18 protein-coding genes and 1 pseudogene are annotated in these 22,671 nt (G+C 63.8%); 7 read left to right on the top strand and 12 right to left on the bottom strand.

Translation table 11 applies throughout. The features are described from left to right. Nucleotides 1–80: 80 nt before the first annotated feature. The 5 genes and pseudogenes from LY284_RS34340 to LY284_RS34325 all read left to right on the top strand — a co-directional run bounded on the left by LY284_RS34340 (nt 81) and on the right by LY284_RS34325 (nt 7,683). Nucleotides 81–812: pseudogene (locus LY284_RS34340) on the top strand (SulP family inorganic anion transporter). 4 nt (nt 813–816) lie between these two features. Then, nucleotides 817–945, top strand: a complete 129-nt coding sequence (locus LY284_RS38875) for a hypothetical protein (RefSeq protein ID WP_255727888.1) — start codon at nt 817–819, stop codon at nt 943–945. 2,465 nt (nt 946–3,410) lie between these two features. After that, the gene (locus LY284_RS34335) at nt 3,411–6,371 is read left to right on the top strand and encodes a CheR family methyltransferase (RefSeq protein WP_233391507.1); all 2,961 of its coding nucleotides are present in this window, start codon (nt 3,411–3,413) and stop codon (nt 6,369–6,371) included. After that, on the top strand, nt 6,311–6,598 hold the full coding sequence (locus LY284_RS39380) for a hypothetical protein (protein WP_233391505.1): 288 nt from the start codon (nt 6,311–6,313) through the stop codon (nt 6,596–6,598). Before LY284_RS34335 ends, LY284_RS39380 begins: the two co-directional genes overlap by 61 nt. 50 nt (nt 6,599–6,648) lie before the next feature. Then, on the top strand, nt 6,649–7,683 hold the full coding sequence (locus LY284_RS34325) for a chemotaxis protein CheB (RefSeq protein WP_309243238.1): 1,035 nt from the start codon (nt 6,649–6,651) through the stop codon (nt 7,681–7,683). Here the strand turns inward: LY284_RS34325 and LY284_RS34320 are convergent. Beyond that, nucleotides 7,680–8,549, bottom strand: coding sequence for a glucose 1-dehydrogenase (locus LY284_RS34320; RefSeq protein WP_233391503.1), 870 nt, complete (start codon nt 8,547–8,549; stop codon nt 7,680–7,682). The genes LY284_RS34325 and LY284_RS34320 overlap by 4 nt on opposite strands. An 82-nt stretch (nt 8,550–8,631) precedes the next feature. Further along, nucleotides 8,632–8,895, bottom strand: a complete 264-nt coding sequence (locus LY284_RS34315; RefSeq protein ID WP_233391501.1) for a hypothetical protein — start codon at nt 8,893–8,895, stop codon at nt 8,632–8,634. A 137-nt stretch (nt 8,896–9,032) separates the two neighbouring features. On the opposite strand from LY284_RS34315, the gene LY284_RS34310 reads away from it, so the two are divergent. Continuing rightward, nucleotides 9,033–9,320: a hypothetical protein gene (locus LY284_RS34310; RefSeq protein WP_045462703.1), complete on the top strand. Its 288-nt coding sequence runs from the start codon at nt 9,033–9,035 to the stop codon at nt 9,318–9,320. Continuing rightward, nucleotides 9,317–11,983, top strand: a complete 2,667-nt coding sequence (locus LY284_RS34305) for an ATP-binding cassette domain-containing protein (protein ID WP_233391499.1) — start codon at nt 9,317–9,319, stop codon at nt 11,981–11,983. The genes LY284_RS34310 and LY284_RS34305 overlap by 4 nt, the downstream gene beginning before the upstream one ends. Here LY284_RS34305 and LY284_RS34300 read toward each other — a convergent pair. The 10 genes from LY284_RS34300 to LY284_RS34255 form a co-directional block, all read right to left on the bottom strand. Beyond that, the gene (locus LY284_RS34300; protein ID WP_045462709.1) at nt 11,980–12,960 is read right to left on the bottom strand and encodes a UDP-glucuronic acid decarboxylase family protein; all 981 of its coding nucleotides are present in this window, start codon (nt 12,958–12,960) and stop codon (nt 11,980–11,982) included. The two genes, LY284_RS34305 and LY284_RS34300, sit on opposite strands and share 4 nt — an antisense overlap. Before the next feature lie 27 nt (nt 12,961–12,987). After that, complete coding sequence (locus tag LY284_RS34295) at nt 12,988–13,947, bottom strand: glycosyltransferase family 4 protein (protein WP_233391497.1); 960 nt, start codon at nt 13,945–13,947, stop codon at nt 12,988–12,990. Next, nucleotides 13,934–14,995, bottom strand: a complete 1,062-nt coding sequence (locus tag LY284_RS34290) for a glycosyltransferase family 9 protein (protein WP_045462715.1) — start codon at nt 14,993–14,995, stop codon at nt 13,934–13,936. The genes LY284_RS34295 and LY284_RS34290 overlap by 14 nt, the downstream gene beginning before the upstream one ends. Continuing rightward, the gene (locus LY284_RS34285) at nt 14,992–16,008 is read right to left on the bottom strand and encodes a glycosyltransferase family 2 protein (protein WP_233392074.1); all 1,017 of its coding nucleotides are present in this window, start codon (nt 16,006–16,008) and stop codon (nt 14,992–14,994) included. The genes LY284_RS34290 and LY284_RS34285 overlap by 4 nt, the downstream gene beginning before the upstream one ends. 32 nt (nt 16,009–16,040) lie before the next feature. Further along, a complete protein-coding gene (locus tag LY284_RS34280; RefSeq protein WP_233391495.1) occupies nt 16,041–17,786 on the bottom strand; it encodes a carbamoyltransferase C-terminal domain-containing protein in 1,746 nt (581 codons plus the stop codon). Between the two features lie 2 nt (nt 17,787–17,788). Continuing rightward, on the bottom strand, nt 17,789–18,964 hold the full coding sequence (locus LY284_RS34275; protein ID WP_233391490.1) for a glycosyltransferase family 9 protein: 1,176 nt from the start codon (nt 18,962–18,964) through the stop codon (nt 17,789–17,791). Next, nucleotides 18,961–19,530 carry an HAD-IIIA family hydrolase gene (locus LY284_RS34270; RefSeq protein WP_233391488.1) on the bottom strand — a complete coding sequence of 190 codons (570 nt, stop codon included), beginning with the start codon at nt 19,528–19,530 and terminating at the stop codon, nt 18,961–18,963. Before LY284_RS34270 ends, LY284_RS34275 begins: the two co-directional genes overlap by 4 nt. Then, nucleotides 19,527–20,798, bottom strand: coding sequence for a glycosyltransferase family 1 protein (locus LY284_RS34265; RefSeq protein WP_233391485.1), 1,272 nt, complete (start codon nt 20,796–20,798; stop codon nt 19,527–19,529). The genes LY284_RS34270 and LY284_RS34265 overlap by 4 nt, the downstream gene beginning before the upstream one ends. Nucleotides 20,799–20,983: 185 nt before the next feature. Beyond that, entirely contained in the window at nt 20,984–21,934 is a 951-nt protein-coding gene (locus LY284_RS34260; RefSeq protein WP_233391483.1) for a glycosyltransferase family 2 protein, read from the bottom strand. After that, nucleotides 21,924–22,628: a PIG-L deacetylase family protein gene (locus tag LY284_RS34255; RefSeq protein ID WP_045462731.1), complete on the bottom strand. Its 705-nt coding sequence runs from the start codon at nt 22,626–22,628 to the stop codon at nt 21,924–21,926. The genes LY284_RS34260 and LY284_RS34255 overlap by 11 nt, the downstream gene beginning before the upstream one ends. Nucleotides 22,629–22,671 lie beyond the last annotated feature (43 nt).

Raw genomic sequence — 22,671 nt, 5'->3', positions numbered from 1 at the left:
GACTAGGCTTGCCTGCGTCAGGCAAGCCGCGTTCCCGGTGTGAAATCGCGCTTGCTACCTGCGCATTGCAGGATCGAAAAATGAATACCGAAGCCGGTCACCGAGGTCATACCAATCACGAGCCGACGCCCACGCCGATGCCCAGGCACGCGATGACGAACCCGCTACGCTGGATCGATGGGCTGGCCGTGGTGCGCGCGTACGAGCCGCGCTGGCTCGTGCACGACTTCATCGGCGGGCTCTCGCTGAGCGCGGTGCTCGTGCCCGCCGGCATGGCGTACGCGGAAGCCGCGGGGCTGCCGGCGGTGAACGGCCTGTACGCGTCCGCCGCCGCGATGCTCGTGTACGCGCTCTTCGGTCCGAGCCGCTTTCTCGTAATCGGTCGGACTCGGCGCTCGTCGCGCTCATCGCGGCGAGCATCGTGCCGCTGAGTCATGGCGACGCGCATCGCGCGCTGCTCGCGGACGGCAAGCTCGCGGTGATGGCGGACGTGATCTAACATCGTGATTGGGCGATGCAAGCTAGGCTTCGTCACCGAGCTTCTGTCGCTGCCGATCCGGCATGGCTTTCTCAACGGCGTCATTGTGTCGATCATCTTCGGACAGCTGCCGAAGCTGCTCGGCTACAAGGGCAAGGGCGAGTCGTTCTTCGAGCAGCTGCGCGATCTGATCGGCGGCATCGCGGCGTCGAAAGTGAACCTGACGTCGTTCGGCATCGCCATGGGCGCATTCGCGCTGATCCTGCTGTTCAAACTCGTCTGGCCGAGTTCCCGGCGTGCTGATCGCGGCGGGCGCGGCGACGGCGCTCGTTAGGTTCATGGACCTGCGCGAGATTCACGGCGTCGTGCGGCTCGACCGGCTGCGCAAGAGCGAATTCGTTCAGGCGCTCGTGTGTTTCGTGGGCGTGGTGGCGCGCGGCGTGGCATCGCGCTGGCGCTCGCGCTGACCGTGCCGTCGTTCCTGTGGCGCGCATTGACGGCCTTACGACGCGGTGCTCGGGCGCATCGACGGGCGCGACCTATCCTGTGGTGCGTTGGCAACTGACGGTGCATTGAGAAACGCTTTGCGGCATGCAGGGGACGGCTTTCGGCAGGTCCACAGCATGGCCCCGTTCAGCAACCGCTCTACGTCACGATGCTACCTAGAGCCAGACGAGTACCGAGTGGCGGAAGAGGGTTCGATAGTGATGGAACGGGGCGCGACGGATCAAGCCATTCGTCGTTGCTTTGAAGAAACGAATGTCATCCCCGCAATTTGCCCTGAAACTGAAAACGGCCGGCCACCTCCCGCAGCACCAGCGAAGAGAACCAATGCGACTGCGCCGCCTCCGTCATGCTCGTATGCCCACGGTCGTGTCGAGTCGCCGGGTGGCATCTTGCAGCGGATAGTCAAGGGGATGACGACCGATTGTCGATATGCCGAAGCAATCGTCGAAGCCGGTCTCGTTGTGCTGGTATCAAGCCCGGAGTCTCTAGTGCTTGCAGCACACGCTCCCGCCAATAAGTTCGTGCAAACGTGGAATGCGCGCCTTCACCCGCCAGAATCCGCTCCAGGTGTTCAATCTCTCCATCGAGGGTGAGGGTATGACAGCCCCATATGCCTCGGATTTGGGTCGACGTTCTTCTCATTTGCTCCCTCGGTCTGCCGACAACAGGCTAACCCATTCGCCTCTCAATAGGTCCATAAACAAGCATTGAGTCTACATATTTTTAGGCGAGTGCTAACCCTGGATTTATAGGGGTTTTACCGGCTACCAGCGGCGACCACGGCCCGCTGCGGTCGCAGGACCCTATGTCCGCGCGACGTCACGTTGATGATGGTCGGAATCGCCGCTTCGCTGTCATCGTGTATGGCGCAACGTCTGTCATGGACGTCTTCAACTGCGTTGAGCCTGTCACGTTGAAGCGATTCGAGCGATAGCGAACTAGTGAGGGTTTTAGCGGGTGGGAACGCGACAGCGAGGTCATTCACGATGGAGCCAGAGCCCTATGCCTCGAGTAAGTACTAGAGTTGTTGATTCTCGGCGCCGCTTCGCCCCTCCTTCGACTGCAAACGGGATGCGGGCTGACCCGGAAATGTGCGGCACAAGGCTCGGCTGTCTTGGACGTCGTTTTGGGAGTAGAGACGAGTCTCACTTCGTCGCCCTGCTTGCCCATCGTCCACTGCATCGAATGCTCAGCCACAAAGAGCCACATAAAGCCATGAGCACCCAAACGCCCGACATATTGATCTCAAGCAGCCGGCTGGACACTCCTCTCCTTTGAGAGGCTGTGACCAGCGGTGGCCGGCAAGGGCATCACGTACCAGCGAGTAAATCTCGACGCGGCGTTTTCCCGCTTGGTTGGCCCATACGCTTTGCAAGCACGATGGAGACCCGCGTCAACGTCGTTGTGATGAAAAGCGCGCCGAGGATCGAGCCGCAGCCGTCGGAGATCAATGGTGCGATGCATGTCCAAGCAGCGAAGCTGATGCGTTCTATCACAGCCCCTGCCACGGCGCCCGCCTCAAGATGAGTTAATCGATATGACCCGCTTCGTCGGACTCTGCGCTAAGGGCAATAAGACTGACTTCGCTGACGTAGACGCGATCTGTCAAGCTGCCTATTAGGATCGCGTATTAACATGCGCGGCACGAGAACGGGTCCAAGTCAGCCGTCATCAAATCCAACGGAAAACGAGATTCTCCAGCACGACCTGCAGCCTTCGATGCAGTCGCCCGAACTTTGCCGCTTACGACGAACAGGTTCCAGTTGCCGTGAGACTCAGAACACCGGTACCGGCCCATTGCATCCGACGTTCGGTCAAAGCAAGGCTTCGGTAATCGTTCTTCGTTGTGGAGACAGCCGAGAGGGATGGCAGCATGATCGCGGTCAACTACCTAGGCTGCGTCATTGTGCCCGGGGCAATGTTCGACTGCGCCCGTACGCAGCGATTGTGACCATCATTTGCGCCAGCATCGGCCTTCGGCGCGTAAGCGACGTGCTGGCCATTTTCCTTCGCCGATGACGCTTGCGCCTGCGCGCTGACGGCCGGCAATCACGAAGTCAATCTCCGTTGCTGGCTTCGCCGGCCGCTGCGTGAAACTTTTCCGCTCGGACCGCATCGCCATTCGTCCGGAAATCATGGAGTTTCGCGCATTGGTGCGGGCTTATCGCTGCAATGCCTCTACGTAAGGACGCCGCCCTCCGACAAACGGATCAAGCCGCTCGTCGCCGAAGGGGTCGAATTGACCGGTCGGGAATGTAAGTCCAGCCCACATTAGACCGTAAGTCGCCGCATTACATACAATACAACGTGGTCCGTTGAAACCCTCGGCAGCGAATGCGCATGGACGTGGTCGGCGCGCTCCTCGCCAGCCGGTTCAGAAAATACAAGCGAATCGTGGTGGGTAAAACCCGAAGGAACTTCAAACATGGCCAATGGTCGTTCGAAGGCGGCGCCGTCCAAAGACTTTGAGCCTCTGGCCTTTGCCGTGGTCGGCATGGGCGCGTCGGCGGGCGGCATCGAAGCCTTGCTCAATTTCTTCGAGAACGCGCCGTCCGACATGGACATGGCGTTCGTCGTGATCGTCCATTTGCCGGCGGATCACATGAGCCGCGCGGACGAAGTGCTGCAGCGCGTAACGGACATGCCCGTCAAGCAAGTTTCCAGCACGTCCGCGATCGAGAAGAACCACATCTATATCAATGCGCCGGGCAAGCATCTGGAGATGTCGCAGGGGCAACTGGAAGCGCTGGACCGTGCGGGCGCGACCGGCTCGACCACGACGATCGATCACTTCTTCGCGACGCTCGCGACCGCGCACGGCCCGCGCTCGATCGGCATCGTGATGTCGGGTTCGGGGTCGGACGGCGCGGCGGGCCTCCTGCGCATCAAGGAGATGGGCGGCATCACGGTCGCGCAGAAGCCCGAAGACGCGCATTTCGCCGAAATGCCGCAACACGCGATCACCACGCGCCAGGTCGATTTCATTCTGCCCGCGGCGGAAATGCCGGAGAAGCTGCTCGACCTCTGGAACAACGCGAAGAACATCCATCTGCCGATTTCCGAAGGCAACGAGGCCGCCGAGAAAGATCTCGCGCCCGCGGCGGGCGGCGCCGAGCGCGCGCTCTCCGACGTGCTCATGCAATTGCGCGTGCGTACCGGCCACGACTTCCGCCATTACAAGCGCGCAACCGTGCTGCGGCGCATCGAGCGGCGCATGCAGGTGAACGGGCTGCGCGACATCGGCGCATACCGCGACTATCTGCGCGCCAATCCCGACGAAACCACCTCGCTGCTCGCCGACATGCTGATCGGCGTGACGCAGTTTTTCCGCGATCGCGAGGCGTTCGACGCGCTGCGGCGCGATGTCGTGCCCACCTTGCTCGATGCAACGAAAGGCGAAGCGCAACTGCGCGTCTGGGTGCCCGGCTGCTCCACCGGCGAGGAAGCCTATTCGCTTGCGATCCTGCTCGCGCAGGCGCGCGAAGCCGCGGGATTCGAGACGACCTATCAGATTTTCGCGACCGATATCGACGAGCCGGCCATTGCGCAGGCGCGCGCCGGTTCCTACCTCGGTTCGATCTCGGCCGACGTGCCCGGCGATCTCCTGCGCCGCTATTTCAAGCAGGAAGGCGGCCGCTACCAGATCGTCAAATCGGTGCGCGAGCGTATTCTGTTTGCCGCGCACAGCCTGCTGCGCGATCCGCCGTTCTCGCATCTCGACCTGATCTCGTGCCGCAACGTGCTGATCTATCTCGATCGCGCCGTGCAGCGGCAAGTGCTCGAACTCTTCCATTTCGCATTGCGCGCGGGCGGCTATCTCTTTCTCGGCACGGCTGAATCCGCCGATACGGCCGACGACCTCTTCACCATCGTCGATAAGAAAAGCCGCCTCTACCGCGCGCGCACGGTGCTGAACCGCGTGAAGCCGCCGGTCGCGTTTCCGTCGCTCGGGCCCGCGACCCTGGCGCAGCGCGAGGATGTTGTTTCGGCGGCGGTGCAGGCGAGTATCGCGAGCGGGCCGGAGACACCGGAGCGGCGCAATTTCTCGTTCGCGGCGCTGCATCAGCGCGTGCTCGAGGAATATGCGCCGCCGAGCGTGGTCGTGAACCGCGATTCGGAGATCGTTCATCTTTCCTCGACGGCGGGCCGTTTCCTGCGCCACGGTGGCGGCGAACCGTCCTCGAACATCATGGCGCTCGTGCTGCCCGAGCTCAGGCTCGATCTGCGCACGACGCTCTTTCGCGCGCATCAGACGGGCGGCAGCGTCGAGGCGCGGCGCGTCAAGCTCAATCAGGACGGCCGCGCCGTGTGGGTCAACATGACGGTGCGCCCCTTCCACGACGCGGGCGTGAGCGCGGATTTTTTCCTGGTTCTGTTCGACGAAGTGCAAGAGCATATGGCCGATGAAGGACTGCCCGAAGGCAAGGGGCAGGACCCCCTTCTGGTGCAACTCGAACGCGAATTGCAGCATACCCGCGAGCAACTCGCGACGACCATCGAGCAGCACGAGACGACGGTCGAGGAGCTGAAGGCGTCCAACGAAGAATTGCAGGCGATCAACGAAGAACTGCGCTCCGCCACCGAAGAGCTCGAAAGCAGCAAGGAAGAACTGCAATCGGTCAACGAGGAGCTGACCACGGTCAACGCCGAACTGCAGGCGCGCGTCGAAGATACCGCCAAGGCGAACGACGACCTGCAGAACATCATCGCATCGACGGAAATCGCCACCGTGTTCGTCGACAAGCAGATTCGCGTCAAGCGCTTCACCACGAGCGCGACGCGCGTGTTCAAGCTGATCGATGTCGATATCGGCCGCTCGCTGTTCGACATCACGCATTCGCTGCTGTATTCCTCGCTCGCGGACGACGTGAAGCAGGCGTTCGAGACGCTCAAGCTGATCGACCGCGAAGTCGAAAGCTCGGACGGCCGGTGGTATCTCATGCGCCTCCTGCCGTACCGCACGGCGGACGACCGCATCGACGGCGCGGTGCTCACGCTCATCGACATCACGGCGCGGCACAAGGCCGAGGAATCGGCGCGCATCGGCGAGCAGCGTCTGCGGCTCGTCGCGCAATCGACCAACGACTACGCGATCATCGTGCAGGACCCGGCCGGCGTGATCGTCACATGGAACGCGGGCGCGGAGCGCATCTTCGGTTTCTCCGAGAAGGAAGTGGTCGGCAAGAACATCGCGCTGATTTATCCGCCGGAAGACCGCGCTGCGAAGGTGCCCGCGCTGGAGCGCGAGATCGCCGCGCGCGAGGACGCGCCGACGACGAACGCTGGCACGTCACGCGCGACGAGCGCCGCGTGTATTGCAGCGGCGTGGTCACGCCGATCTCGGACCCGTCGTTTACGGGCTTCGCGAAGATCGCGCGCGATCTGACCGAACGCAAGCTGCGCGAGGATGCGAACCGCGAGGCGCTCGCGCACGAGCACGCCGAGCGCGAGAAGGAAACGCTGTCGAACCAGCTCAAGGACGATTTCATCGCGATGCTGTCGCACGAGCTCAAGCATCCGCTGAACCTGATCGGCATGAAGGCGGAGATCCTGCCGCGCCTGCCGGAAACGCGTGGCATCGGTCCGGACCGGCACGAAGAAGAAAGCGCGTAACGGCGCCGCGCGCCCGCGAATTGCTTGCCCTTACATGGTAAGGAGGGCGTATGGCGGAACGGGACATCGTGGTGATCGGCGCGTCGCGGGGCGGCTTTCAGGGACTGAAGATGCTTGTCAGCCAGCTTCCGGCCGATTTGCCCGCGGCGGTTTTCATCGTGTTGCATATCGGCCGGCACGCGAGCGTGCTGCCCGATTTGCTGAGCGCCTGGGGGCCGTTGACCGCGCGCTATGCCACGCATGGCGAAACGGTCCAGCGCGGCACGATTCGCGTTGCGCCGCCCGACCGGCATCTCGTGCTGTCGAAGGGCCGCGTCTGGCTCAACGACGGCGCGAAGGAAAACTTCGCGCGGCCCGCTGCCGATCCGCTTTTTCGCAGCGCCGCGCTCGAATACGGCCCGCGCGTGATCGGCGTGGTGATGAGCGGCGATCTCGACGACGGCGCGGCCGGACTCGCGAATATCCGCGCGCAGCAGGGCTTCGCCATCGTGCAGGACCCCGCCGATTGCGAATCGCCCGGCATGCCGCGCGCCGCGCTCGAATCGTGCGGCGCGGACGCGTTGTGCCCCGAACACGACCTCTCGCGGTGCATTCTGGACGCCGTCAAAGGCGTGCAGGCGGGCGGGGTATCGAAGGAAGCAACCATGAGCAAGGACGTGTTGGCACAGGAAGCTCGCATTGCCGCGAGCGGCATATCCGATCCCGCCGCGCTCGACGAAGTCGGCGAGCGTTCGGCGCTGACCTGTCCCGATTGCGGCGGCGCGCTGTGGCGCATCCAAGGACGATCGTCCGATGCGTTATCGCTGCCATACCGGGCACGCGTTCACCGGTCTTTCGCTGGAAGATGGCATCGAGTCGCGCGCGGAGGAGGCGGTCTGGTCCGCCATTCGCGCCGTGTACGAACGTGTCATCTTTGCAATGGAACGGCAACGCTGGGCGGAGCGCTCGGGCAATCAGGAACAGATCGAGATCGAACAGGCGCGCATCGAGGAAGCGGAACGGGTCGCGGACCTGCTGCGCGAGGCGATGCAGGTCACGACGCCGTCGCCGGAATGAGCGCGGTTCGTCGTGCGGCCGGACCCTAAATAATGGGCTTGCCGCCCGTCACCGCGACAGTCGCGCCCGAAATGTAACTCGCTTCGTCCGATGCCAGCATCACATAGACGGCGGCGAGTTCGGCGGGCTGACCGGGGCGTTTCATCGGCGTTTGCATGCCGAAGTTTTCGACGCTCGACGGCGGCATCGTCGAGGGAATCAGCGGCGTCCAGATCGGTCCCGGCGCGACGCAGTTCACGCGAATGCCGCGTTCCGCAAGCAGTTGCGCGAGGCCGCCGGTGAAGTTCTGGATCGCGCCCTTCGTGCTCGCATAGGCGATCAGTCCGGGGTTCGGCGCATCGGCGTTGACCGAGGTCGTGTTGATGATCGCACCGCCCGCGTTCATGTGCGCGAGCGCGGCCTTCGTGATGCGGAACATCGCGCCGATATTGGTCGAATAGGTCTTGTCCCATTCGTCGTCGCTGATGTCTTCGAGCTTGTCGTAAGTCGCCTGATACGCCGCGTTGTTCACGAGCACGTCGATGCGGCCGAACGCTTCCGCGGTCTTCGCGACGAGCTCCCTGCAATGCGCGCGGTCGGTGATATCGCCGGGCAAGAGCAGCGCGCGGCGTCCGGCCTTCTCCACCCAGCGGGCGGTGTCCTGCGCGTCCTCGTGCTCGTTCAGATACGAGATGGCGACATCCGCACCTTCGCGCGCATACGCGATCGCCACCGCGCGGCCGATGCCGCTGTCCGCGCCCGTGATGAGCGCCGTCTTGCCTTCGAGCCGGTTACTGCCCTTGTAGCTCGATTCGCCGTGATCGGGCGGCGGGTCCATCGGCGCGGTCAGTCCGGGACGACTGTCCTGCTGCTGCGACGGCAGCGGCGGGCGGGGATAGGCCTGAGTGTCGGTCATGATGATGAGCCTCCTTGAGTTCATCATCGCTACAGCATCGAGCGTTCCAGTTCTTTTCGAATGGGCGAAATGTTAAGGATGACTACGTGTGTGTGTCTTCCGCGAGCTGCAGGGACACTTCCAGAACCTCCCCGCTGTGTTCGACCAACTCGCGCGCCCAAGAGACGATCGCCGATCCCGCCGCCGCCATCGTCGGCATGAGGATGTGGCTGGGCAGCGTCACCTTCGTCACGCTCGCGTGTCGCCGGTAGTCGTTGCGGCGGGAAAAGCGTGCGAAGCCCGTCCAGCCGTCGCCGGGCAGCGGCTCGGGAAGGATTTCGATGAAATAGTTGCCCATTGCATACATGGCATCGCCGCGGAGTTAGTGTGCTTCTTTCGTGAGCATAGAACGATCCACGTTTGCTGTGTGGTTCCGTGCACGCGCGGAGCGGGCGGGCATAGCGGTTGCGGCGCAGATACGAGTTGGCAGCCGAGGAATGACCCATGAATCGCATTAATCGATCGGCAATCGCGCTCGTGCTCGCTGGCGCATGCCTGTGCGGCGCGGCGGGCGCCGGGGCGCAGCAGAACGGCGCGCCGCCCGGCAACAAGTCGCCCGACGACGGCGCATCGGGCAAATCCGCTGGCGTTGCCGGCGGCGCCGGTGCGGCAGGGCAATCCGGCACCGATCCCGCAACGCTCAAACGCGCCGAGGAAGCCCGCGTGCAGCAGAAGCACGCGCCCGGCGCTTCCGCTCCCGGCGCGGCGAAGCGCAAGGACTGGAAGGAGTGACGCCTCACGCTGCATCCGGCACGTCCGATGCGCGGCGCGCTCAGGTGCGCCGCCGTATCGCCGCCGATCTGTGGCGCGCGGTCTGGGCATGGCGCTATCAGACGGCTGCCGCGATCGTCTTGATGATCGGCGCTCGGCTCGCGGTCGTCTCCGTGCCGATGATGCTCAAGCGCGTCATAGACGAGTTCAGCCATCCCGCGACGAGCGCCGTGTTTCCCGTGTTTCTTGTGCTCGCCTACGTGCTGCTGCGCTATCTCGGCGACGTGCTGAACGAGGCGCGCGACATCGTCTTCAGCATCGTCACGCAGCGCACGGTGGCGTCGTTCACCGAGCGAACGTTCGCACATCTTCATGCGCTCGGCGCGCGCTTTCATGCGCAGCGCGAAACGGGCGCGGTCGTTCGCGACGTGCAGAAGGGCGCGGACGGCATCGGCTTTCTGCTCGGCACCGCGTTCTTCACCGTCGTCCCGGTGATGATCGAGATCGGCACGGTCGTCGCGGTGATGGTGAGCAGCTACGCGATCGAGTTCATGGTGATCATCGCCGTGACGTTCGTGCTGTACTCCGTGTGGACCCTCATCTTCACGCGCTATCGCATGCGCTTTCAGCGCGCCGTGAACAAGCTTGAAGCGAAATCCGACAGCCGTCTCGTCGATAGCCTGCTCAACTATGAGACCGTGAAGTTCTTCGCGAGCGAGCGCATCGAAACGAACCGGCTTTCCACCGTGCTGGAAGCGTGGGTGCATGCGCGCGTCGCCAATCAGCGCGCCCTTACGCTGCTGCATGTTGGGCAAAGCACCATTATCGCGGCGGGCATCGCGGCGGTGATGCTGCGCGCGGCGCAACACGTGGTTGCAGGCACAATGAGCGTCGGTGATCTCGTGCTCGTCAACGCGTATATCGTGCAGGTCTGCAATCCGCTGAACACGCTCGGCTTCGTGTTTCGCGAGACTAACGATGCGATCGTGAACGTGGAGCGCATGTTCGCGATTCTGCTTTCGCGCGGCCGCGTCCGTGAGGACGTGGACGAGAAAGCCGCAAAGCCGCTCGTCGTGACAGCGGGCGAGATCGAGTTCGATCATGTCGAATTCGGCTACGACCCGGCGCGGCAGATTCTGCGCGATGTCGATTTTCGCGCGCATCCGGGCAAGAAGCTCGCGGTAGTGGGCGGCAGTGGATCAGGCAAGTCCACGCTCGTGAAGCTGCTGTTCAGGCTGTACGAACCGACCGTCGGCGCGATTCGCATCGACGGGCAGGACATCGCGCAGGTCACGCAGAACAGTCTGCGCGCGATGGTCGGCATCGTGCCGCAGGACACCGTGCTCTTCAACGATACGATCGCCTATAACATCGGCTATGGCCGTCCCGATGCGACGCGCGCCGATATCGTGCAGGCCGCGCGCGCCGCACAACTGGATGGGTTCATCGAGCGGCTGCCGGATCATTACGACACGCGCGTCGGCGAACGCGGCGTGCGGCTTTCGGGCGGCGAGCGGCAGCGCATCGCTATCGCACGCGCCATCCTGAAGAACCCGCGCATCATCGTGTTCGACGAAGCGACCTCCGCACTCGATACGCGCTCGGAACGCGCGATTCAGAACGAGCTCGATCGTCTTGCGAAGGGACGCACGTCGATCGTGATCGCGCACCGGCTTTCGACGGTCGCCGATGCCGACTGGATTCTCGTGATGGAACATGGCCGCATCGTCGAGCAGGGACAGCATGACGAATTGCTCGCGCGCGACGGCGTCTATGCGCGCATGTGGTCGCTGCAATGGCAGCAAGGCGAACTGGAGCATGCGCAGCGCAAGGTGTCAGCGCAGGCTGTCGGCCTCGATGCGCTCGTGGCCGGCGTTGTCGATGCGCTGCATGAAGAGATCGCGGAGCGCGGCGTGAATCTGTACACCGTCATCACCGAGCCGGGCTTGCGCGTGTCGGGCGATGCGAGCGTGCTGCAGCAGATCGTCGCCGAATTGTGCCGCGCGCAGATGAGCGCTGCGACGCGTGGGGAGCGTATCGAGTTGCGCGTTTTTCGCGAAGGCAATCACGCGAGCCTCACGGTGATGGGCCAGCGCCCGACTCCCGCCGAACTCACGCCGCAGCAAGTGCGCCGGCTCGAAAGCGCGCTAACCGAGACGGGCGGCAGTCTTGCGCCGCGCTATATCGACAAGCATGTCGCCTATGTCGCGACGATGCCCCTTCGCCCCGTACTCGACGACACCAGCACACACGAAGCCGCGCACGGCGAAGCGTTGCGGGGCGTCACGGTGATGGTGCTCGACGATCAGGAAGAAGCGCGCGACGCGCTGGAAGCCGTGCTCGAATCCGTGGGCGCGCATGTGGTGCCGTGCGCGTCGGGCAGCGAGGCGCTCGAACACTTGCGCGACTCGCCGACGGCGCAATGGCCCGACGTGCTCTTATGCGACATCGTGCTCGGCGGCGAGCTGGACGGGTATGAGGTCTTGCGCCAGATACGCGAGGAAGAGGCGAGCCGCGGCGCATCGCTCGCCGAGCGTATGCCCGCGATCGCGCTGACCGGGCATACGCAGGCGGAAGCGCGCTCCCGCGCGCAGGCGGCGGGCTTTCAAGCCCATCTGACGAAGCCCGTGCCCGCGCCGAAGTTGATCGGGACGATAGGGGGGGTAACGGCGAGGACGTCTTAAACTTTCTGCATCGCTCGCGCCTGCGCCGCCTCGATCACCGTGCGAAAATGCTGCGCCGTGCGCGTGAGCCCTTCATCGAGCGCTGTGGTCGGTTGCCATCCGAGCAGCTTACGCGCGAGCGAAATATCCGGCTGGCGATGCCAGGGGTCGTCCATCGGCAATGGCTTGAAAACGACCTCCGACGATGATCCCGTCAACGCGATGATGCGCCGCGCGATATCGAGCATCGAGAGTTCATGAGGGTTCCCGAGATTCAACGGACCGGTGAAGTCGTCGGGTGTGTCCATGAGGCGAACGAACGCGTCGATCATATCTTCGACGTAGCAGAACGAGCGCGTCTGCGTGCCTTCTCCGTACACGGTGATCGGCTCGCCGCACAGCGCCTGCATCATGAAGTTCGAAACCACTCGGCCGTCGGATGGATGCATGCGCGGTCCATACGTATTGAAGATGCGCGCGATCTTTATCGACAAGCCATGCTGCCGCCGGTAATCCATGAAAAGCGTTTCGGCGCAGCGCTTGCCTTCGTCGTAACACGAGCGCGGACCGATCGGGTTCACGTTGCCCCAATACGCCTCCTGCTGCGGATGGACATGCGCATCTCCATACACTTCGCTCGTCGATGCCTGGAAGATGCGCGCATGAACGCGCTTGGCCAGCCCCAGCATGTTGATGGCCCCATGCACGCTCGTTTTCGTCGTCTGCACGGGATCGTGCTGATAATGGATCGGCGACGCGGGGCAGGCGAGGTTATAGATCTCGTCCACTTCCACATAGAGCGGGAAGGTAACATCGTGACGCATCAACTCGAAGTTCGGGCTGTCAAGCAGATGCGCGATATTGTCCTTCGTGCCCGTGTAAAAGTTATCGACGCATAGCACATCGTGACCTAGCGCCAGCAGCCGCTCGCATAAATGCGAGCCGAGAAAGCCTGCGCCGCCCGTCACCAGAATCCGCTTTCTATGCGCTTCTTTCATCTCGTCATGTCCTCTCAGGATGTTTCGTTAGCTGCACACGTAGCGCAACGCCTCGTCCCAGTCGCGGGCGAAGCGGTCGATGTGAAAGCGTTCAAGCGCCGTGCGCCGCGCACCTTCGCCGAGCCGCCGCGCGTGCGCCGGATCGCGCAGAAGCTGCTGCATTGCGTCGATGAGCGCGTGCGTGTCGGTATGGATAAAGCCGCTCTCGCCGTTGCGGATGACGGTAGATAGCTCCGTCGTCGCCAGTCCGACGATCGGCATGCCGATCGTCATCGCCTCGACGATGGCAAGCCCGAGGCTCGTCCAGCGAATCGGATTGAAGAAGAAGCGATAGCGCGCGCTAAAGGCCGCCAGCTCGAGATTGCCGACCTCGCCGATGCCGCCCGCCGACTGCGCACTCATGCCGACGAGGTCGAGCGGCACGCGCGCGGCGGCTTCTTCGTAGATATCGTTGCCGAGCCGCCTGCCGCGCTGGCGCAAATGATTGATCACCGCGATGCCGCGGTCCAGTTCGCCGCTGTAACGCACGTGGTCCGGCACGATCACGCCATGCTCGATGACGCGCGTGGGCGTCTCGCCGCTGTCCCACATCAGCCGGTTGAAGTGCGTGACATGCACGAGCAGCGTGTCGCGCTCCCGCACCCAGTGCTTCTGTTCGAAGGGGTTTTCCTGCGGGGGATCATGCTCGATATACACGCGCGGCAGACGCCGTTGCGCATCGTTGAGCAGGTTGAGACGGTCATCGTCCCATTGCTGCCTGTGCTGAAAAAGCACGACATCGAAGGATTGCGAAGGTACTTCGCTGGTCGGAATCTCGTGCACGTTCGCGCCAAAAGGCAATGCCCCGGCCGTGCCCGCATAGCCCGGCGGGTAGCCGGGACGCGTGACGAGATAGAAGTCGTGCGGCGCCTGACTCAGGTAATAGAGGTAATTCCCGTGGATATGCCATGTGAGCACGCGCAAGCGCCGGGAACTAGTCGTGGGCATAGTGAAGCGTCTCCTCTAGAACGATGTTTTCAAGCTGCGCGCATGCCGCATCGAGCACGGCTTGCACGCTTATGTTGAATGCGCATTCGTGGCCATAGGGACAGTCGCGAAAGGCACAAGGACGGCACGCAGGCCAATCCGCGAGCACGCAATGCCGCGCACGATCGAGCGGCGCCCAGCGGCGCGTATCGCTGCCCGACGCGATTACGACACTGGGCGTGCGCATCGCCGCCGCCACATGGGAAAGCCCCGTGTCGTTGCAGACGATGAGCCGCGCCCGCGCGACGAGCGCAGCCAGCGCGCCGAGCGACGTGCGCCCGGCGAGATCAATCGCCCGAGCGCCCGCATCGCTCGCGACGCGCGCAGTGAGCGGCGATTCGCCCGCGCCGCCCGTGACGGCGATCTGCCAGCCCGCGTTCGATAACGCGCGCGCCACGTCGCCGAAGCGCTCGACGGGCCATCGGCGGGAAGGCAATTGCGCGCCAGGATGAACCAACACGAGCTTGCCGCGATCGATAGCGCACGCGTCGATGAGCGCATCGCATTCGCGCGTGTCGTCATCGGTCAGGGGAATGTCGAGATCGAGCGCGTCGGCGTCGATGCCGAGCCGTTGCATCAAGGCGGTATAGCGCGCGGGTTCGGGCAGTTCGTCGGGCCACGGCATGAATGTGCCTTCGCGCATGGGTTCGTCCGGCTTGAGGAAGCCCGCGTTCATGCGCGCACCTATGCCTTCGACGATATCGTTCGCCACGCCGCCGCTGCCATGCAACTGGATCGCGAGATCAAAGCGGCGCTCGCTCAGCGTGCCGAAAAAGGCCGGCAGATGAGCATCAGTTTCTTCCTGCTCGGGAAAGCCGATCGCGCCTGGAAACACGATTAGTTCATCGAGCAGATGCGCATATCGTTCGACGAAACTTGCAGCCCACGGCAAGCCGGCAAGCGCGATATGCGCATGCGGATGCGCACGCCGCAAGGCACGCAACGCGGGCACGGCGCATAGCATGTCGCCGAGTTGCAGCGCGCGAAAAATAACGATGCGTTCGATCATAGAAAGAACACCCTGAACTTGAGCGCGCCGCGAATGCGCCAATAGATCGACAGGTACGGAATGATCGCGGATGTCCATATCATCTCGGCGATATGCGCGGGCGTGCGCGACGTCGTCTTGAGCCGTTGCGCGGCGAACCAAAGTGTCATCGCGGCCCATGCGAGCGCTGCGAACGCCGCGATGCGGCTTCCGCCCGCGATCAGCGAGACGACCGCCACGACGAGCACGGCGAGCATCGCGTAGTAAAGCAGCGGCGGACCGTGACGAATGCGCTCGCGAAAGAGCGCGCGATGCTTCTTGTAGAGCAGGGCGTCGAACTGGCTCTTCTTCTGCTGCGAGATGCACACGCCCCAGCGCGCCGGGCGCACGGGATGCAGCACCATCGCGTCGTCGGCGCGGGCGATCCTGAATCCCGCGTGGATCAACGCGAATTGCAGGTCGGAGTCTTCGCGCCATGCGGCGGTGAAGCGCGCATCGAAACCGCCGGTGCGTTCGAGTGCCGCGCGTGTCGCAAAGGTATTCGCGGTAGCGAACTCGGCGCTCGCAAGTCCCGCCGCGTCCAGTTCATAGTCGCTCGGACGCTCCGGCAGCGGCACCACGATGCGTCCCGAAACCGCGTCCGCGCCCGCATCGAGCGCGCGCACGCCGTTCGCGAGCCAATTCGCATCGGGGATGGTGTCGTCGTCGGTGAAAGCGATGCGTCTCGCGAGAGACGCGTGCCAGCCCGCATTGCGCGCGCCCGCCGGACCTTGTGTGCCCGTCACCGCCACATACCGAATCTTCGGGCCGCGCGGCGCGTGCGCTGCGGCAAGACGCTGCACGCATGCTCGAGTAGCGTCGTCGGGACCGTCGTCACACACGATGATCTCGTAGCGGGCCGCGTCGTAAGCCTGCGTGGCGAGCGCGCGCACGCAGCGTTCGAGCATCGCGGGCCGGCGATACGTCGGCACGACGACGGACACGTCCGGAATGAAATCGTCGCGTGCGGCAGAGCGCGTATCGCTAGCGTGCATCTCGCCGCTTTCGAAATGGCCCGCATACGTGCTCATGCGCGCGCACCCGGCTTTTCGACGAGGAACGAACCGATCACGAGCGCATCGAGCGGGGACGTCCAGAACGATTCGAGCGCATCGCGCGGTGTATTGACCATCGGTTCGCCGCGCGTGTTGAACGAAGTATTCACGAGCACCGGCACGCCCGTGCGTTGCTTGAACGCGGCGAGAAGATCGTAGTATAGAGAATGCTGCGCGCGATTGACGGTCTGCACGCGCGCGGTGCCGTCGATATGCGTGACTGCCGGAATGCGCGCTTTCATCTCATCGCGCACATCGAACACGAAGAGCATGAAGGGCGCGACGCGCGCATCCACGAACCAGTCGATGGCGTGCTCTTCCATCACGACAGGTGCGACCGGACGAAAGTCCTCGCGATCCTTGATCTCGTTCAGACGCGCCTGCATGTCCGCATGAATCGGCGACGCGAGAATCGAACGCGCGCCGAGCGCACGCGGACCGAATTCGGTGCGGCCCTGATACCAGCCGATGACGCGGTTCTGCGCGAGAATCTCCGCCGTTTCTGCGGCGATATCCGTGAGCTTGCGATACGGCGCGCGCGTCCATTTGAGGAACGCTTCGATTTCATCGTCCGCGAATTGGGGGCCGAGATACGCGTGATCCATGCGCCATTTACGGCCACCATCGCCCGCCTTGGCGCGTTCCCGATAATCCGTCCACAATGCCGCGCCCAGCGCGGTGCCGGCGTCCCCTGCGGCGGGCTGTACCCACACTTCATCGAACGGACCGCGGTCGCGAAGGCGTGTGTTCATCACGCAATTGAGCGCCACGCCGCCGGCCATCGCGAGATTGCGCAGCCCCGTTTGTTCATGTAGCCACTTCGCGAGCTTGAGGGCGGTTTCTTCGAGCACGGCTTGCAGCGAATGCGCGATATCGAAGTGATGCTGCGTGAGCGGGCCGCCGCGTTCGCGCGCGGGACCGAAGCGTTCGACGAGACGCGGCGCATCGACGGTGTAGCTGCCATCGTGTCGATACTTCACGACCTCGCGGAAATGATCGACGTACACGGGCTTGCCGAACGAAGCCAGCGCCATCACCTTGTACTCGTCCGACGAATGCAGAAAGCCCAGATAACCCGTCACGGCTTCATACAGCAAGCCGAGCGAATGCGGCAGCTCCACCTGCTTCAGCCGCTTGTATTCGCCGCCTTTGAATTGCCCGAGGCTCGTCGTCACGCCTTCGCCGCGTCCGTCCATCGTGAGCACGGCGGTGTCGTCGAACGGCGCGGCGAGAAACGCGCTCGCTTCATGGCACAGATGATGATCGATGTTATGCCACGCGAAGCGCATCGCACGCCCGCCGCTCGCAAAGCGCTGCTTCAGATGATGCGGCGCGCCGTCGAGCAATTGCGCCCTTGCATTGACGATGTAGCTCAGAAATAGCGGGTCCCACGGCGATTCCGACGGATTGCTCAACGCCTGCGCGGACGGCATTATCGGCAAGGCGATGCTCGCCTTCATGTCGTTCGGCATGCCCGAGAAGAGATGCGGGTCATACGAATAGGCGATCTGATCGACATCAGCGAGTTCGATGCCCGCTTCCTTCAGGCAATAGTCGATCGCATCGAACGGAAGCTGCCAGGTCGAGAAGGGCACGGGGCGCTTCGCGTGCTTGACGTGCGTGAAGCGTTCGTCCTCGGCCGCCGCGATAACGACGCCGTCCTTGACAAGCGCCGCGGCGCTGTCGTGATATACCGCGTTGATGCCCAGTGTGTACATGGCTAGCTGGCCTGTAGGGTCGAGTTGATGAGCGATGGGTCGGCTTCCGTCAGTTCCAGCACGGCGGACACGACTTCGTCCACGCTGACCTGAACGAGACACGCGTGATGCCCTTCAGGGCACACGCTGCGATAACACCAGCGGCACGGCACGTCGTGATAGAGCACGCGATGCGGCGTTTGCCACGGCATGTGCTGCGGATTCGTGAGCGCATACAGATCGACGACGGGCGTGCCGAGCGCGGATGCGAGATGCACCGGTCCGCTGTTGTTCGACAGAAGCACCCGTGCACGGTCGATCAGCGCCGCGAGTTCGCCAAGTTCAAGCGCGCCCGAAAGGTCGATTGCGCGAGCATTTGATCCGCATGCTTCGCGGCATAACAGGCTTTCTCCTCGTGAGCCGGTTACCAGTATCGGCCATTGCAGGTGCGCGCCAAGACGCTGGATGACCTGCGCAAAGCGTTCGACCGGATAGCGGCGCGAGGCGGCGCTCGCGCCCGGATGCACGATGATGAACGGCGCATGCGGATCGACGCCGCGTTCGCGAAGCTTTATCGAGAGCGACTCGACATCGTGGTCATGCACGGCGAAGCGCATGCGCGTATCGCCGGTGCGCGCGCCGACTCGCGCGACGAGCGCGAGTTGCCGCTCCACCTCATGCCGCGTGCCATGCTGCGGCTCGGTTTCCTGTGCCCAATCAGTGAGGAGGCCGTATGGGTTCTCGCGACAATGCGCGAGCCGTAGCGGAATGCCCGCGAGATGACACAGCATCGCGGCAGGCAGCGGATTTTGACTGTAGACGCTGAAGATCACGGCCGCGTCGAATTGCGAGGCTGCGAGGCGCGCGCGCATCGCGAGATCGGCGAGGGCGTCGATGGGCGCATCCTGCTTGACCCACGGCGCGTCGTATTCGATGACGTCGTCGATTGCATCGATGAAAGGCGCCGCCCCCTTGCCCGCGCGCGATGCGAGCAAGGTGAGATGTCTTCCCGGTTGCGCTCCGCGCAATGCGTGCAGCGCGGGCGTGGTCATCAGCACGTCGCCGAGATTGTCGAGACGGATGCACAGAATGCGCTTCACGTGCGCGCCCCAGTCGCGTGCTTCGCTTGCCGCGCTCTTGCGCGCGTGCGCCTCGACAACCGGTGGCAGCGTCGATGGATTCGCCGGATCGCGCTTCATGCGGGACACTCCGCCGCGACGATCGCAAGCGCCGCTTCACGCATGTCTGTGACGACGATATCCGGTTCGCGCCCGTCGCCGCGCAACCATTCGGTTTCGTTGCCGTTGTCGATGAGCACGCAGCGACATCCCGCGCGATGGCCCGCTTCGACATCGTCGAGGATGTCGCCGATGAACCAGCTCCGCGAAAGATCGATGGCATGCTCGCGCGCCGCGCGCAGCACCATGCCGGGCGCGGGCTTGCGGCAGTCGCAGACGCGCGTGTATTCCGGCGCGACGCCTTGTGGGTGATGCGGGCACCAGTAAATGGCCGTGAACCTTACTCCCGCTCGTGCCGCGAGCGCTTGCAGACGCGCTTCGACCGGATCAAGCGCAGACGGCGCGAACTTGCCGAGCGCGACGCCGCTCTGATTGCTGATGACGAAAAGCGGCATGCCGAGCGCCGCGAAAACGCGCAGCGCATCGAGCGCGCCGGGCGCGAGGCGCATGCGGTCCGGATCGACGTTCCAGGGGACGTCGTCTAGAAGCGTGCCGTCTTTGTCGATGAAAGTGGCTGCGCGCGTCATCGCGATCCTCCGCCCATTGCGACGCGGGCGGCGTCCTGCGATTCTGCGCCGCTCACGCGTGCATAGACGTGCGCGAGCGCATGCACGACGCTCGACCACGTAAACATCGCATTGGCGCGCGCGAGCCCCGCATCGCCCAGGCGTCGCGCAAGTGCGGCATCGCGCTTGAGCGTGGCGATCGCTTGCGCGAGCGCGCCCGGATGCTTCGGCGGCACGAGCAGGCCGGTCTCGCCATGCGCGACCGAATAGCGAATGCCGCCCACGTCCGCGCCGATGACGGGCGTGCCACACGCCATCGCTTCGAGCGGCGTGATGCCGAACGGCTCGTACCATGGCGTCGTCACGAACACATCGGCGGCGTTATAGAAGTGCTTCAGCTCGCTTCGTCCATGACGTCCGGCAAAATGCACGTGCGCGTCGATGCCGCATTCGCGTGCGATGCCGCGCAGCCTGCCGATCTCCGGCGTCGCGATGTCGTTGGCTTCGTCGGAGTTGCCGCCGACCACGTACAGATCCGCGCTTTCTCCATGTTCCGCGTGGCACACGCCGAGCGCACGCACGACGTTGTCGATGCCCTTGCGCGGCACCATGCGCCCGAGTTGCAGCACGATAAAGCGGTCGTGCGGCCAGCCGAGCCTGTCGCGCGCCTCGCGTCTGTCGAGCGGATGAAACTCCGCGCGGTCGAAACCGCATGGCACGAGATCGATCCGCGCGGCATCGGCATCGTAGAGATGAATCAAGTCGCTTTCGTCCTGCGGGCATTCGGCGATTACCGAGTCGGAACGCCTGACGAGTTCGTCTTCGATATCGAAGCGCGCATCGGGAAACCCGTCCGCTTCGCCCTGATGCAAGCGCCGCACGCGCCCTAGCGCATGAAACGTGGTGACGAGCGGAACGCCGAGCGCATCTTTAATGCGCAAGCCGACGAGGCCCGACATGAAGAAGTTCGCATGCACGACATCATAAGGCTGCGCTTCCTGCTGCATGAAGTCGATCATGAAATTCGCGAACGCATCCATATACGGCAGAAGCTGTTCCTTCGGCAATTGCACGGGCGGCCCGGCCGGCACGTTGATCACGCGGATGTTTTCGAAGCGCGAAACGAGCGGCAGCAGCGAGCGATCGCAGCGCGTGAAGACATCGACGTCGTGGCCTAGACGCACGAGCTGGCGCGCGACATTCGCCACGTAAATGTTCTGTCCGCCGCTATCGACGCCGCCCGCTATCGCCAGTGGCGATGCATGTTCACTGATCAAACCGATCTTCACGAATGCCTCCCTGTTATGCGATCCCCTTCCGACGTGTACGCGCGGCGCGCAATCGCGTGGATCAGTCACAAGGATTCAGCATTCGCTGTGCCACTCGTTGTGAGTGTCGGAGGAAGTGCGAAACGATTTGCGGTTCGTTGCGCAGTGAACCAAATTTCGTTTGTGCGTTGCGCCCGCACGCGCTTTTACGTGGCGCGTGTAGAACCGACAGGGCCTCTATCAGCCGTCTGCGCTTCGCGGCGCGCGTCGTCTTCATGGACGAGCTCACGCATCTGCCTCACACGTTCGTCGATTACGCGCCGCCTGGCGAGCGCCCAGGCGACGCCCTGGAGGAGCGCCATCACATCGGATCGCGGCCACGGTTCCGCGCGCATGAGCCTGAACGCATCGTAGGTGGCGCGCAGCGCTTCGGCCAAAGGCAGACGCATCCACGCGACCCACGCGGCGTTTCGCGCGAGCAGTCTGCGCCGTTGCGCGCTGTCGCGCAGCGGTGACGGATGATGATGCAGCACGAGTTCATCGATATAGACGATCTCGTGACCTGCACCAAGCACATCGAGCGAGACGAGCATTTCTTCGCCGCCGATGAAAAGCCTCGGCTCGTAGCCGCCCGCTTGCCTGAAGACTTCGGTGCGAAACACGCATGCACCCGCCATGAAGCCGATGAGGGCGGGGCCGGGCAGCCCATCGCGCGGCAGCGGGCTGTCGCGCATGCGCTCGCAGGTATCATCGGCCGCGCCGTGCTCGCCTACGACCACGCGCGCATTCAGCACGCCGACGCGCGGCGCGGCATCGAGCACTTCGACCGCGCGTGTCAGCGCGCCGGGACTCCACCACGTATCGTCATCGCAGAATGCGACGTATTCCGTGTGCACGCGCGCGACGCCGAGATTGCGCCCCGCCGCGCCGAGATTGCGCGGCGCGACAACGAGCTTCACTAACGGAAAGTTCTCCGCAATGCGCGCGGCGGCGCCATCGGTAGAGGCATTATCGACCACGACGATATCGATGCGGTCGGGCAGCGCGGCAAGTCTTGCAAGCGTGTCGAGCACCTGATCGGCACGGTTGTAAGTCAGCACGACGACGGAAAGCCGCGCGCAATTCTCGTCGGCATTAACGGCTCGTTCAGCGGTCATACCTTGGGATCTGAAGCGTCCAGAAGCGCTCGGGCGCGAAGACATCGTCGTAGCCGCTAGGGCCGAACGCTTTCAGTTGGCTGTGGTAGCAGCTCACCGCGCGCTGCTTCGCTTCGTGATGACGTGCGAGCGATGCCGTATCGATGCGGCACGAAACAGGCGTCGCGACGATGCCGTCATTGGCGAGAGCGGCGAGGCGCGCTTGCACAAGGCCGTCCATGCGCCGGTATAACGCGTCTTCGTACGCGATGCAGTGAAGCGCCGGATCGGCTAGCCATGCCATACGGGATGCGCGATGCACAAGATCGTGGTCCGAATGGAAGAGGCCGAGCGGAATATAGACCGCGCGGCAGGCCGTCGTGCAGATCACATCGACCAGCGCCGCGACAATGGCATCGGGTATTGCAACGTCGTCGCCCGCATATTGCGAGTCGAGAAAGTGGAGGTGAACGGGGCGCGCGCCGAGCGCGTCGAGCGCGGCGGCGTCTTCCTCGCGGCGCACCCGCATGGCCCAATGCGCGTTCGTGAAGCCACATTGCATGTCCCATCCGGTGACGTGCGCTTCGCGCGGCGCGCCCGCGAATACTGTGCAGACAATTGCGCCCGGCGCGCCGGCAACGGCCTCGCCGCAACTGAAGACGGCGTCGTCGAGATGGGGGGAGATGATGAGCAAGGGGTCATCGGTGCGCGCCATGGCGATCGCATTCCTGGTCGATATGCGTGGCAGTGCGCAAAGC

The organism is Caballeronia sp. PC1, from assembly GCF_021353155.1.
Classification (GTDB): domain Bacteria; phylum Pseudomonadota; class Gammaproteobacteria; order Burkholderiales; family Burkholderiaceae; genus Caballeronia; species Caballeronia cordobensis.
Note: the sequence above shows the minus strand (reverse complement) of the source record. Positions and strands in the feature narration are given on the sequence as shown.